Raw genomic sequence first — 12001 nt, forward strand, 5'->3', positions numbered from 1 at the left:
AAAAGGCACCTACTTACGATATTTTTTAGGAGTGAATTTTTGTTTTGAAATTCTTTTAGCGAGACGTAAGGAATTTTCCAGGCTGGCGATTAATAACTCTTTGTCTTCTTCATCCATATCGTCAAGAGTTTGGCCGTCAAATGCGGCATAACCGTTCTTGCCTTCTAACCCTTCTATAATTTTTTGTAGCTCTTTCTGTATATCTCTTTCATCTTTAGCAGTTAGCTCAGGCTCAAAGTTTTCTTTTTCTGTTCTGCCGAGAAGGTAGTCAACAGAAACGTTGAAGTAATCGGCAACTTTCTGTAGCTTATCAACTGCAGGTTTTTGGGTTTTCCATTTATATAATGAATTCACCCCCATATCTACGCGTTTAGCTAACTCAGTTAATGATATTCTACGATCATCAGCAAGTTTTTTAACCCTGTCGAACGTTGTCAAATTAATCACCCTTAATAAGCTCAGGGACTTTTTTATCCAAATAGATAAAAATGTGTTGACATTTATCCGAATGGATAATATACTATGTCCATAAGCTACTTATTCAGCTTTTTAGGCACTACAAAATAAAAGCCGCAGATCACGTCCCCAAACGTAAAGGCTATAATTGTAGGCTTGTTTAGCTATGGCTTTATTTTATCCAATTGGATAAAAAAAGTCAATAAAAAAGCTGAATATTTAGCTGAAAATATAAAAAGGAGGTGTTTTCTTTGGCTTTGGAACTGGATTTTGGAAAGCAGGTTAAGACTTGGTTAATTCTTAACGACATGCAGCAAAAGGATTTAGCAAAGATGCTAAACATTTCGAATGCGTATCTCTCTGACATTTTACTTGGTAAAAGAAAGGGCAAAAAAGTCAGAGAGAAAATTGTCAAAATCCTTGATATGAAGGAGGTTTCATAATAGGCATGCTAACGGTTCGGGTAGATCAAGAACAAATTGAACGCCAATTTCTTGATGAAATGCGCAAACACCTGAATGAAATTAAAAATCAATTTACGTTCTGGGACATGAAAGAACTGTGTCGACAGACCAACATGAGCCCTAATTTCATAAAGGACACGTTCTTTTACGACCCTCGCTTTCCTAAGTATCGAGTCGGAAAGAAATGGCTGTTTCCAGCAAAAGAGTGCGAAAAATTTCTATTGACCTGGTTGGCTGAACAGCCAAGGCATTAAGCCCTACTAAATGAGGAAGGTGAGAAAAATGAAGATCAAAACAAAAGAATGGCTTGCATTAAGTGAGGCGGAGCGTTTTATGAAGATTTATCAAGCTTTTGTGAAGAAGCATATCTAGAAATAAAAGGAGAGAGAAAAATGACCAAACAAAATAAATCAACCCCTGCGGCAACAGAGGTTGAAGAGGTTGGAGGTGATCAAATGGATAGCAGAAGATTTCATTTAATTGGAATTATAGTCAGTAGTATTTGTGTCATTCTGTCTCTTACTGCATTAATTCTGTCGCTTCAATAATCAAAGAAGATAAGAAAGGGAGTCGCTAAAATGGACACCCATGGGAGGAGAAAAGAAAGTGAAGCCTTATAGATCGGAAATGCAAAAAGTAAAAATCAAATCAGTTGAATATGAAGAAGCTTTGGAGAATACAGCAAAAGACCTCATTAGACAACTCAAAACATTTTGTCAGACATATGGAGACTTACTACATTGTTTAGATCAATTTAGATATAAGCCAAAAACTGAACAAGTTATTGCCGAATATGCTAAAAGACTTGTTAAACAAGAGATAAACAGCATCTTACTGAAAAAAATATAGCGCCCTAGGGACGCTATTAGATTACTAAACCATATCCATGAAATTTGAAGCGATTATGTTTCCATCAATTAATTCTAATGTTTGGCATAACTCAGGACGGAATCCAAATTCACTTTTCAAATTACTTATTGTTTGGCCGACTTCCCTGGCAGATTGGATATCAAATGTTCCACTATGGAAAACTGTTTGAATCGTTGAAAAAAGAGCAAGGGTGTATTTATATGTACGGCCAGGTTCAACAATTTGATTATAAGCAATATCTTCATAATCGCATGAATAATAAATGTGAACTGGCTCGATTCCATTTAGACCATGATTCCTAACGATATGTGAGAAATCATCAAGAGTTTTTGCAACAACTACCATTCTTTTCACCTCCTATTATCTTGATAGGAACATTATACCAAAAAAGGAGGATCGATAATGTTTCACCCATATGATTTCTATATTACACCAGAAGAGTTTGCACAAGCTGAGGCAAACGGGATATGTAAGGACACACTCATCTGGCGAATACGTAGGAAAGGTTGGAGCAAACAGCGAGCATTAACCGAACCGGTTCAGTTCCAAGACCGGGATAAATTCAGAGTGGAATGGAGTAAATGGGGAAAGTTTGCTGAAGAAAATGGCGTCTCGAGATCTGTCTTCTATGGAAGAGTGAAGATGGGATGGGATAGCGAAAAGGCGGCTACAACACCAAAAATAGATCAAAACGAACATATGAAAAGAATGTGTGAACTCTCCCCAAGAACCAAGCGCCGTAAATTCTCAGAAGATCTTGTCAGGTTAGCTGAATCGAACGGTGTCAGTTATACAAATCTACAAAACCGGGTGACTAATAAAGGTTGGGATCCATATACCGCGGCTACCACACCTTTGATGTCTCGACATGAGATTCAGCGAAAAGGGAATCAAACTTTTAGAAGAAAATACGGGTCAAATCCTAACGGTATTTTCTTTCTAAAAAGAAAGGAGCTCAAACATGAACTTAAATCATTTTCTTAAATCAGATAAGGAAAAAGCTAAACGTAAATTGGCATCCGCACAGTTTCTGCTGAACGAATTGCTTCCAGATGAAATAGAGGACAACAATTTCGATGAATGTATTGATCTCTGTTTGTCAGCTGCTGAAATGTTCAAGGAAATCAAACAGATGCATCATCCTGAACAAGTCGTTCAGCTACATGAAATTGCAAGTCAGTTTCTAAGCAAAGGTCTTAATGTCTCAATCGTAAAGAGGCCTGTATATGAATCTTGAGCATCCAATCATAACAGAAATTAACCGTTATGGTTACCCAAAAGAGTATCTGCAGTATGAACGGGGTCGGGAAGAGGATACCGATGAAGAAGACCAATAAAAAAGCCCACACGGCTATGTGGACTAAAAACAAACAAGCAACTCCATTTTAAATGGAATTCTCAACAAAATCAAATAGAGGAAGGTGTCTGATATGAATCCATTGCAGGATTTTGAATTAAATGAAATTAACAACGGCGAACTGCCGGGGGACCGTCCACAGTTTGAAATCACTGATATGAACAGCCTGAACTGGGCTTTCCGGAAAATAGCTGCTCTTAAGTCGCAGGAAAAGGAAATCAAAGCGCTGGCGGCCACAGAAAAGCAACGTATTGAAGAATGGGAAAGGCAGGAGCTTAAGCCTTTAGCTGACAGTCTTTCATTCTTTGAAAACTTGGTGAGTGTCTATCATACAAAGCAACTGCAGGAAGACCCGAAGGCAAAAACACTTTCCACACCTTATGGGAAATCAAAAAGCCGGACAACAAAAGCAGCGCCTAAAGAAGTGGACAAGGAAAAACTTCTGCATCATGTGAAAGATGCTGGCATGACTGAATTTATAAAAGAGTCTGTGGCATGGGGTGATCTTAAGAAGACATTGACTGTCACTGAGATTGAAGGTAAACCGATCGTAATTGATTCAAATGGACAAGCTGTCCCCGGCGTAGAAGTGCAGCCAGAAACAGTCAGCTTCAAAGTGGAGGTGTAAGGGATGTTTCAAGTAACAGACGCGCAGCGTCAAAAGGAAAAAGCAATTGTGGGATTTATCGGTCCAAGTGGTTCCGGTAAAACAGCCGGCGCCCTGCTGGTAGCTTACGGAATGATGCGTGAAGCATACCCAGAAGTAAGCGACGAGGTAATCTGGTCAAAGATCGGTGTCGTTGATACTGAGCACCGACGCGCAAAACTGTACGCTAATTTACAGTTTGATGAAATTCGCATCGGTAGCTTTAAGCATATTGATTTTACACCGCCGTATACAACTGAGCGTTATCAAATGGCTGTAGAAGCGATTAAGAACGCCGGTGCTGAGGTTGTCGTAATTGATTCACTCTCACACAACTGGCAGGGTGAAGGCGGAATAGTTGAAACACATGGCAGCATGTCCGGTAACTCTTTTCAAAACTGGGGCAAGCTTGCGCCGGAAACAACCAAGCTCATTAAGACGTTAACGCAAAATGATGTTCACATCTTAGCGACATTGAGAACAAAAACGGAGTATGTAGTGGAGCCTGATAATAACGGTAAAATGGCTCCTCGTAAGGTTGGGACAAAACCTGTACAGAAAGATGAAATGGAATACGAGTTTATGCTCAACTTTAATATTGACATTGATCATATGGCTGAGACCTCAAAAGACAATACGCGAATGTTTGAAGGATCTTCAATCAAGCTAAACCCGGAAGTCGGCCGCAAACTTTATCAGTGGCTTGAGCTCGGTATTGACGTGAAAGCAGAGGAAGAAGCCGAACGTATCCGTTTGATTGATGAAATTAAAACAATCGTCGCTGGCAACGAAACAGCTGCGCAGATGATTGAAGAATTTCAGATCAAAGCAAATAAAAAACTTGAACAATGGACTATTAAGCTGGCATCTGCCGCACTTGATAGATTACAAGATTTAAAGACTAAGGAGGAAAAATAATGTTTACAGTAGACCACAGCAAAGGTGAAGCTTTTGAACCGATTAAACCAGGAGAATATGAGGCCACAGTTATCAATTTCGAGGAGAAAACAGCAGCTTCATCCGGAAATAAGCGCCTTGTCGTAGACTATGAAATCCGTTCTGACGTTGAGCAACCATGTCAGGGCCAGAAAATCCTATACGACAATTTCACCGTTACGGAAAATGCAATGTGGAGATTTCACCAAGCATCAAAGGCCGCGGGTTTTCCAAACGGAATGCAATTTAAGGATCATATCGAATGGGCTAACGCGTTCCTGAATAAACCGGTTCGCCTGGTTGTCGGAGAACGAGAGCACAACGGCAAAAAATATCCGGAAGTCAAAGCGTTTAAGCCGTCTGAGGCGCCAGCGCCGGAAGCCGAACCGATTAATATCAGTGACGATGATGTACCGTTTTGATCATAAAAAACACATTTGAGGGAGTGTATAGCTCCCTCGTTTTTAAAGGGGAGTTATCACATGTACGAATTTAAGAACATACCGCAAGAGCTAAAAAACGCCCCTCAGTGGATTTTATGGCGTTCCGAAGAACGTGACGGTAAGCAAACAAAAGTGCCATACCAGATTGACGGCAGCATGGCTCAATCCAGTAATAAAAGAACCTGGTCGACGTTCCCGACCGTTTTGAAATTTTATAACGATCGAGATTATGACGGGATCGGCTTCATGTTTTCAAAAGATGATCCGTTCATCGGCATAGACATAGATCATTGTGTGGAGGATGGTGTCTTGTCCCCGTTCGCTGAGGAAATTGTTCAGGCGATTGGCAGCTACACCGAATATTCGCCCAGCGGCAAGGGCGTCCATATTATTACAAAAGGTAAGATCCCATTGCGCGGGCCGGGCACAGGGAGAAAAAATCCGGAACTCGGGCTGGAAGTATACCGCCATGGCCGCTATTTTACCTTTACCGGCAACAGCCTTGGGATCGGGGCAGTTGAAGAACGAACGGACGAGCTCAAAGAGCTGTTCGATAAATATTTGAAGGACAAAAAAGAAGAATCGAAACCGTCCAACCCGCCTGCTGCTTCATCCCGTGATATGAGCAATCTCTCCAATAAGGAGATATGGGAAAGGATGTTCAACAGCAAGAACGGGAAGAGCATTCAGGATCTGTTTAACGGTCATCTGATAAATGATGATCACTCCGCCACAGATATGGCTTTATGTAATCACCTGGCATTCTGGACGGATAAGGATCCCACAAAAATGGATTCGATGTTTCGGGAGTCAGGGTTGTTTCGGGAGAAATGGGATCGACAGCATTCATCTGACGGCTCTACATATGGAGAAATGACCATTGCTGCAGCCGTTTATTCTACCCATACGACAATTTCTGATTTGATGGAAGAGCAGCAGGAACAGCCGTATGAAGTGTATATTTCCCATCCCGATAATTCTCAAGTTGAGGATACGGAAGAGATCATTGACACCCCGCCGGTTTTTCATTTGACGGAGCTCGGCAATGCTGAACGGATTGTCTACTACCACGGAAAAAATATTCGATATTGTAACGAGCTTGACTGGCTGATCTGGAACGGGAAGAGATGGGAAGAAGACAGCAAACGAAAAATTGAAGCTATCACCGCCAAAACATTACGGGCGTTGTATGGAGAAGCAAAAGCCACGGAAGACAAATTCCGAAAAAAGCAGCTGAACGATTGGGCGAAGAAGTGCGAGCGTCGCAACATCAGGATGAACACAATTTTAGATGTGCGGCCAATGGTTTCAGTGAGGAAGCAGGAACTGGATTCCCACAATTATCTTTTTAATTGCGATAACGGTATTATCGATCTGAAAACAGGAGAACTTCTGCCACATGATCGGGATCTGCTTTTTACGAAAATATCCCCTATCTCGTATCAACCGGACGCCGACTGCCCGAACTGGAAAGCTTTTTTGGAAAGCATTTTTATAGATGACCAGGGCGCGCCAAATTATGAAATTATTGATTTCATGCAAAAGGCAATTGGCTATTCACTGACCGGGGATACCACGGAGCAAGTCATGTTTTTTCTATTCGGGAATGGCCGGAATGGTAAATCAACTTTTATCAATACCGTTCAGCACTTGTTTGGGGATTATGGCCGCCAGACCAACAGCGACACCTTCATAAAGAAGAAAAATGACAGTGCCATAAACAATGATATTGCCCGGCTGGACGGCGCCCGGTTTGTGTCGGCCGTTGAGAGTGAAGAAGGGCAGCAGCTGTCTGAATCGTTGGTGAAGCAGATCACCGGCGGTGAAAAGATGTCAGCACGTTTCCTGCGACAGGAGTATTTTGAGTTTACGCCGGAATTTAAAGTCTTCTTTACCACAAACCATAAACCGATCGTTAAAGGCAGCGATGAGGGTATTTGGCGCCGGATCCGGTTGATTCCGTTTACTGTCACGATCCCAAAAGAAAAAGTAGACAAGAAACTGCCGCAGAAACTGGCTGCGGAAATGCCTGGGATCCTTCGCTGGGCCGTTGAAGGCTGTTTGAAGTGGCAGAAGGAAGGTCTGGGAGAACCTGAAGCGATCAGGAAGGCGACGGAAGGATATCGGGATGATATGGACATTCTCGGTCCATTCATGGAAGAAAGATGCATCCAGTATCCGAAGGCCAAGGTAGAGGCCAAGGAGCTCTATAAAGATTACAAAGACTGGTGTTTTGAAAATGACGAAATTGAACTGAAGAACCGGGCATTTTATCGGCAACTCGAAATTCGTGGATTTAAAAAATATCGCGGCAACTATAACAAAAATTATTTTGATGGGATCGGTTTAATAAAAGAAAACCGAGATTTGCATAAGCAATTAAATCTTTTGAAACAGGGGCAGAATCCATCGGAATTAAAAAGTAATGTCACAAGTATTCAAAGAAAAAAATTATAAAAATTAATTAGAGAAGGGTTTTATTTAAAATACGGCTTTTCTTCTCGATTAAAAAGTAACAAAAAAGTAACATTATACAATTTATGGAATCGGCTATAAACGTTGATACAATAAGGGGTTTAGGCCTTTTGTTAAAAACTGGTGTTACTTTTGATACTTTTCTGCTATGTTCCCTCTACTGAAAAAATAAATAAAAAATAAATAAAAAATAAATAAATATATATATATATTAATTATTTATAGGGCGTTAATAAATATTTGAGTATCAAAAGTAACAAAAAAACGTTCAATCCCTTGGGAGAGTAAGAGTGAGGCGTGTTTTTTGAAAAAGTAACAAAAGTAACGACATTATCTGGAAACGACTGTGAGAAATTGATGAAAGGAGATTTCAAACGTGAATTCAATAATGAAAATAGATGAAATGACCTTAACGGAAAAAAATAAATTGTATATCAATCAAAAAAGAGAAATTGATAGGTTGAACAAAGTCATTGAAGACTTAGAAAAACAACTAAGTGTTCGGAATGAAAATGATGAACAATCATTAATATCAACATTTTTGAAAAAGTATTCCTCTAAAATTTCCGAACAACAGATTGAGGCTAAACAACTTTATCAAGAATATGAAAAGTGGATCAAAAGCTTATTACTAGGCAAAAGAAATTTTTATAATGTTGTAGCTACCTATGGTTATGAATTCAAAAGAGGTAAAGGAAATAAGCTCTTTGTCAAAGGTGAGGAAAATGCACCCAAAACAAATTTGTGATGACCTTGCCTTTTTGGGATCACCTTTAGTTCTGGACGGGGATGACCTTTATATTGAGAATCCGGAGAATGTCTATCCAGAACTTGTGGAATTTGTTCAGTCACATAAAAAACGGATCATCCAGTATTTAAAAGGTGAATACTCAATGCAGGATCATAAAGTCAAACAGACCATTGATAAAATCATCAATTATTTTATGGGCATAGATCAAGAAATGAATCCAAAGATAGACGACTGGTTCAATCATGATTGGGATGCGGCAACCAAAGCCGCGCGGTTGCTTGTTCTATTTTGGGGGAACGGCTGGAGAGATCTGAACAGCTCCGTTTCAAATTTTGAGGATGAAGAAACGGACAAGCTCTCTTTAGAAATCTATGAAAGGGCCATGTCGTACTTTAAGGGGAAGAAATCATGACGATTATTCACTATAACTATTCGGATACTGAAATGAAAAATATTCTCGACAGCATGATCATTATTGTGGATACGAGGGAGCAGAAGAACCAGCATGTTCTTGACTATCTCCGCAAAAAGAACGTATCCATTAAATTCAAAGGGATGAAGACGGGCGATTATTCCGCTATGATTCCGAAGAATGAAGAATATGGTATCAGTCGGGACATGTATTTGAACGCCGCTATTGAACGGAAAAACGGTGTTGATGAACTGGTTCAATCCATTAAGGACCGTTCCCGGTTTGAAAATGAATTGATTCGTGCATCCAAACACCCCTTCACTCTTCTTGTGGAGGATCTGGAAGGCTACCAAAAAATATTGAACGGAAAATATCGCTCACAATATAAGCCGCAGTCCTTGCTTGGCAGCTTAAAAACGTTTGAAGTCCGTTACAATTTCTCAACCGTTTTTATTAACCCGAGCGCGACCGGAAACTATATCTATCACCATTTTCATTATATGGCCCGGGAGCTGTTAAAGGGGGGCCTGTTGTGAATGACTTAATGAAGGCCCTTTATTTTGAAAGGAAAAAGGACGAGCTTAAAGCGCGGCTGCTCAAAATGGGATTTTTTAAAACGCCTGACGGTCGGCAGCTGTACGAGCTTTCATTGTCTGAATTAGACGAAATATTCAAAAAGAAATTGATTGAAAGGGGAAAATGATCATGGCATTTGTAGGTTTTGAAGAATCACAAGAGGTGCGGCAGCTGGCCGAAAGTTTAATCGATGAGCACCACCCACATTTAAAAGATGCAAAGGAGCACATTGGTTTTTACATCCGGGAAGGTAACAGCAAGTGGGCTGGGAAGGCGAAAAAATGCACAGCCTTTGAGCGCCATATGACCGATTACATGCTTTTTGTATTTATCAATAAGGAAGCCTGGAAGACGATGAACCAAGAGCAGCGTGCCGCCCTGGTCGATCATGAGCTTTGTCATTTTACCCGCGCGGAATGGGAGGAACCGGATCCGAATGACTCAAGCAAATGGGTTACTATGTACGGACCCGCAGACGATCCTGACAGTTGGGGGATTCGCGAGCATGACGTTGAAGAGTTTTCCGAAGTCATTAAGCGTCATGGCCTATGGGAAAAAGGTATTGAATCATTTGCTGCTGCCGTCAGGGAGGCTGACTATCAAATGAATATTGATGATGTGAATAGAGAGCAGCGGCTTCAGAGGGTGAAATGATGGGAGGCGGCGGAATAAACAAATGAAAAGTATTGAATTATTCGCTGGTATAGGGGGGATTGCACTTGCTGCAGAATGGGCTGGTATTGAAACAGTTGCCTTTTGTGAGCGAGAACCATTTTGTCAGAAGGTACTACAAAAAAACTTTCCCGGTGTCCCTATCTTTGATGATGTGTGCACCTTAAATAGACAGCTTTTAGAGGAAAAAGGAGTGATCGAACCTGGTGGAACAGTTGACATTATTTCCGGAGGATTCCCTTGCCAGCCTTACAGTATTGCCGGGAAGCGAAAAGGCAAGGAAGATGACCGCGACCTCTGGCCGGAAATGTTTAGGATCATCAAAGAACTCAGGCCCACTTGGGTTGTTGGTGAAAACGTTGCTAACTTCGCCAATATGGAGCTCGACCGCACGTTATTTGACCTGGAAAGTGCAGGTTACAAAGGGCAATCGTTTATTATACCGGCTTGTGCCGTCGACGCCAAACATAGAAGAGATAGAACATTCGTTGTTGCCTACTCCGACCACAAGGGACAGCAGGCCGGGGGATGCCAAGAATCGTCAAGGCGGTCGTTCCTTGGTCGATTCGGTGATGTGGCCGACACCAAGAGCAAACGATGCGGAGAAGAGGGGGAACATAAATCCTTACGACAAGAGGAATGGACTTCCCGCGGCTGTGAGGCTTTTTCCGACCCCGACAGCGCGGGATTGGAAGGGACGAACTGGTCCGAATTGGAATCATCAAACCTTGCCGGATGCCGTTCTATGGCCGACTCCGAGAACAAAGGGCATGTGCGGCGGAACCGGGTCATTCCAAACGATGATCGATCTGCAGGAAAAAGGGGTTATCACCGAAGAGGAGCGAAAACAGATGACGGCGGGCAACGGTGGGCAGCTGAACCCGACGTGGGTCGAGTGGCTAATGGGATTCCCAATCGGGTGGACAGAATTAAAGGATTAGGAAATGCTGTGGTGCCTCAGCAGATTTTCCCAATCTTTAAAGCGATTATGGAACAGGAGGCGGCAAGATGCCAAGATCACCTTTAATCTGGTTCGGTGGCAAGGCAAAATATGCCGAACACATCATTAACAAAATGCCTGCCCATAAGGTTTATGTTGAGCCTTTTGGCGGCGCGGCTCATGTTATAGCAAACAAGCCGAAAATTTCGCATGAAGTGTACAACGATATTGACGGAAATGTGGTCAATTTTCTAATGCAAGTCAGAAAGGATCCGAAGAAGATGCAGAAGGCTTGCGAGTCCATCCCGTACAGCAGAGCGCTCTATGAAAAGTGGAAATCTGAGAATTATCCAATAGACGATTTTGACCGGGCTGTCCGGTGGTTCTTTATGAATCGTTCTGGGATCAGTAAGGGAAACGCGGATAACGTGCCGCAAACTGGATGGCGACACAGTACAAAAAGTGGGCAGAATCCGGCGGGTGGCTACATAAGTGCCTGTACAGCATTCCAATCATTTGCCAATCGTATGAAGGGTGTCATGATTGAATGTCAGGATTTCCGCACGATTATTGAAAAATACGATAGCTCGGAAACTCTCTTTTACGTAGATCCTCCGTATGTTGGCCGAGAACAGTTTTATGCCGGCGGATTTACAGAGCAGGATCATCGGGATCTGGCTCGGTTGCTGATTCAGGCGAAAGGAAAAGTGGTTCTCTCCTATTATGATGATCCTTTGATACTCGAGCTCTATCCAAATTGGGAGAGAGAAACATTTTCAGCATACAAGCAGGTTGTCGGTGGATCCGGAAAAGGAAACTGGGCCGAAGAAATGTTGCTGTTCAATTATAAAATTACTCAGCTCAGTTTATTTGATTAGGAGGCGTGGTGGGCGCCGATAAGGAGGAGTTATGATTTATCTAATTATAGGAATCGTCATTCTTGCCGCTCCATTAATCTGGATGGAGATTATGGAAAGACGGATTCAGGAATGGGAAAAAGAAA

General features: G+C 41.8%; 19 protein-coding genes. 17 read left to right on the forward strand and 2 right to left on the reverse strand.

All coding sequences use genetic code 11. From position 1 onward, the window contains the following. Positions 1-9 precede the first annotated feature (9 nt). Positions 10-438, reverse strand: coding sequence for a helix-turn-helix domain-containing protein (locus ACVC9U_RS01790; RefSeq protein WP_098408127.1), 429 nt, complete (start codon positions 436-438; stop codon positions 10-12). Positions 439-713: 275 nt separating this feature from the next. Here ACVC9U_RS01790 and ACVC9U_RS01795 point away from each other — a divergent pair, with 275 nt between their 5' ends. From ACVC9U_RS01795 to ACVC9U_RS01810, 4 genes are all read left to right on the forward strand, one after another. Then, the gene (locus tag ACVC9U_RS01795; RefSeq protein WP_048407361.1) at positions 714-899 is read left to right on the forward strand and encodes a helix-turn-helix domain-containing protein; all 186 of its coding nucleotides are present in this window, start codon (positions 714-716) and stop codon (positions 897-899) included. Between the two features lie 5 nt (positions 900-904). Next, positions 905-1174 carry a group-specific protein gene (locus tag ACVC9U_RS01800; protein WP_095259976.1) on the forward strand — a complete coding sequence of 90 codons (270 nt, stop codon included), beginning with the start codon at positions 905-907 and terminating at the stop codon, positions 1172-1174. 138 nt (positions 1175-1312) lie between these two features. Then, on the forward strand, positions 1313-1468 hold the full coding sequence (locus ACVC9U_RS01805) for a hypothetical protein (protein WP_017695837.1): 156 nt from the start codon (positions 1313-1315) through the stop codon (positions 1466-1468). Positions 1469-1526: 58 nt separating this feature from the next. Further along, the gene (locus ACVC9U_RS01810) at positions 1527-1769 is read left to right on the forward strand and encodes a hypothetical protein (protein ID WP_017695838.1); all 243 of its coding nucleotides are present in this window, start codon (positions 1527-1529) and stop codon (positions 1767-1769) included. 24 nt (positions 1770-1793) lie between these two features. Here ACVC9U_RS01810 and ACVC9U_RS01815 read toward each other — a convergent pair whose 3' ends face one another. Continuing rightward, entirely contained in the window at positions 1794-2135 is a 342-nt protein-coding gene (locus tag ACVC9U_RS01815) for a hypothetical protein (RefSeq protein ID WP_159376597.1), read from the reverse strand. Positions 2136-2192: 57 nt separating this feature from the next. Here ACVC9U_RS01815 and ACVC9U_RS01820 point away from each other — a divergent pair, with 57 nt between their 5' ends. The 13 genes from ACVC9U_RS01820 (at position 2193) to ACVC9U_RS01880 (ending at position 11876) form a co-directional block, all read left to right on the forward strand. Further along, on the forward strand, positions 2193-2774 hold the full coding sequence (locus tag ACVC9U_RS01820; RefSeq protein ID WP_017695840.1) for a hypothetical protein: 582 nt from the start codon (positions 2193-2195) through the stop codon (positions 2772-2774). Then, positions 2752-3027, forward strand: a complete 276-nt coding sequence (locus ACVC9U_RS01825; RefSeq protein WP_017695841.1) for a YqaH family protein — start codon at positions 2752-2754, stop codon at positions 3025-3027. The genes ACVC9U_RS01820 and ACVC9U_RS01825 overlap by 23 nt, the downstream gene beginning before the upstream one ends. Positions 3028-3220: 193 nt before the next feature. Then, positions 3221-3775 (forward strand): host-nuclease inhibitor Gam family protein, encoded by a 555-nt coding sequence (locus ACVC9U_RS01830; RefSeq protein ID WP_017695843.1) that lies wholly within the window; start codon positions 3221-3223, stop codon positions 3773-3775. A 3-nt stretch (positions 3776-3778) separates the two neighbouring features. Further along, entirely contained in the window at positions 3779-4711 is a 933-nt protein-coding gene (locus tag ACVC9U_RS01835) for an AAA family ATPase (protein ID WP_017695844.1), read from the forward strand. Continuing rightward, complete coding sequence (locus tag ACVC9U_RS01840) at positions 4711-5151, forward strand: DUF669 domain-containing protein (protein WP_017695845.1); 441 nt, start codon at positions 4711-4713, stop codon at positions 5149-5151. Before ACVC9U_RS01835 ends, ACVC9U_RS01840 begins: the two co-directional genes overlap by 1 nt. Positions 5152-5211: 60 nt before the next feature. Continuing rightward, positions 5212-7629 (forward strand): phage/plasmid primase, P4 family, encoded by a 2418-nt coding sequence (locus tag ACVC9U_RS01845; protein ID WP_441390068.1) that lies wholly within the window; start codon positions 5212-5214, stop codon positions 7627-7629. A 394-nt stretch (positions 7630-8023) separates the two neighbouring features. Then, the gene (locus ACVC9U_RS01850) at positions 8024-8395 is read left to right on the forward strand and encodes a hypothetical protein (RefSeq protein ID WP_009329257.1); all 372 of its coding nucleotides are present in this window, start codon (positions 8024-8026) and stop codon (positions 8393-8395) included. Then, a complete protein-coding gene (locus ACVC9U_RS01855) occupies positions 8373-8810 on the forward strand; it encodes a hypothetical protein (protein WP_441390069.1) in 438 nt (145 codons plus the stop codon). The genes ACVC9U_RS01850 and ACVC9U_RS01855 overlap by 23 nt, the downstream gene beginning before the upstream one ends. Then, positions 8807-9346: an ERCC4 domain-containing protein gene (locus tag ACVC9U_RS01860; RefSeq protein ID WP_017474876.1), complete on the forward strand. Its 540-nt coding sequence runs from the start codon at positions 8807-8809 to the stop codon at positions 9344-9346. Before ACVC9U_RS01855 ends, ACVC9U_RS01860 begins: the two co-directional genes overlap by 4 nt. Then, the gene (locus tag ACVC9U_RS01865; RefSeq protein ID WP_441390070.1) at positions 9343-9513 is read left to right on the forward strand and encodes a Fur-regulated basic protein FbpA; all 171 of its coding nucleotides are present in this window, start codon (positions 9343-9345) and stop codon (positions 9511-9513) included. Before ACVC9U_RS01860 ends, ACVC9U_RS01865 begins: the two co-directional genes overlap by 4 nt. Positions 9514-9515: 2 nt before the next feature. Further along, complete coding sequence (locus ACVC9U_RS01870) at positions 9516-10040, forward strand: putative metallopeptidase (protein WP_441390071.1); 525 nt, start codon at positions 9516-9518, stop codon at positions 10038-10040. A 22-nt stretch (positions 10041-10062) separates the two neighbouring features. After that, positions 10063-11085 (forward strand): DNA cytosine methyltransferase, encoded by a 1023-nt coding sequence (locus tag ACVC9U_RS01875; protein WP_335496456.1) that lies wholly within the window; start codon positions 10063-10065, stop codon positions 11083-11085. Then, positions 11067-11876, forward strand: a complete 810-nt coding sequence (locus tag ACVC9U_RS01880; protein ID WP_105979916.1) for a DNA adenine methylase — start codon at positions 11067-11069, stop codon at positions 11874-11876. Before ACVC9U_RS01875 ends, ACVC9U_RS01880 begins: the two co-directional genes overlap by 19 nt. The last annotated feature ends 125 nt before the right edge of the window (positions 11877-12001 follow it).

It is taken from the genome of Bacillus sp. GM2, from assembly GCF_056155945.1.

Coding starts and splice junctions, on each gene's coding strand:
- ACVC9U_RS01800 (WP_095259976.1), top strand. CDS start 905: ATGCTAACGGTTCGGGTAGATCAAGAACAAATTGAACGCCAATTTCTT.
- ACVC9U_RS01805 (WP_017695837.1), top strand. CDS start 1,313: ATGACCAAACAAAATAAATCAACCCCTGCGGCAACAGAGGTTGAAGAG.
- ACVC9U_RS01815 (WP_159376597.1), bottom strand. CDS start 2,135: ATGGTAGTTGTTGCAAAAACTCTTGATGATTTCTCACATATCGTTAGG.
- ACVC9U_RS01820 (WP_017695840.1), top strand. CDS start 2,193: ATGTTTCACCCATATGATTTCTATATTACACCAGAAGAGTTTGCACAA.
- ACVC9U_RS01825 (WP_017695841.1), top strand. CDS start 2,752: ATGAACTTAAATCATTTTCTTAAATCAGATAAGGAAAAAGCTAAACGT.
- ACVC9U_RS01830 (WP_017695843.1), top strand. CDS start 3,221: ATGAATCCATTGCAGGATTTTGAATTAAATGAAATTAACAACGGCGAA.
- ACVC9U_RS01835 (WP_017695844.1), top strand. CDS start 3,779: ATGTTTCAAGTAACAGACGCGCAGCGTCAAAAGGAAAAAGCAATTGTG.
- ACVC9U_RS01840 (WP_017695845.1), top strand. CDS start 4,711: ATGTTTACAGTAGACCACAGCAAAGGTGAAGCTTTTGAACCGATTAAA.
- ACVC9U_RS01845 (WP_441390068.1), top strand. CDS start 5,212: ATGTACGAATTTAAGAACATACCGCAAGAGCTAAAAAACGCCCCTCAG.
- ACVC9U_RS01855 (WP_441390069.1), top strand. CDS start 8,373: ATGCACCCAAAACAAATTTGTGATGACCTTGCCTTTTTGGGATCACCT.
- ACVC9U_RS01860 (WP_017474876.1), top strand. CDS start 8,807: ATGACGATTATTCACTATAACTATTCGGATACTGAAATGAAAAATATT.
- ACVC9U_RS01870 (WP_441390071.1), top strand. CDS start 9,516: ATGGCATTTGTAGGTTTTGAAGAATCACAAGAGGTGCGGCAGCTGGCC.
- ACVC9U_RS01875 (WP_335496456.1), top strand. CDS start 10,063: ATGAAAAGTATTGAATTATTCGCTGGTATAGGGGGGATTGCACTTGCT.
- ACVC9U_RS01880 (WP_105979916.1), top strand. CDS start 11,067: ATGCCAAGATCACCTTTAATCTGGTTCGGTGGCAAGGCAAAATATGCC.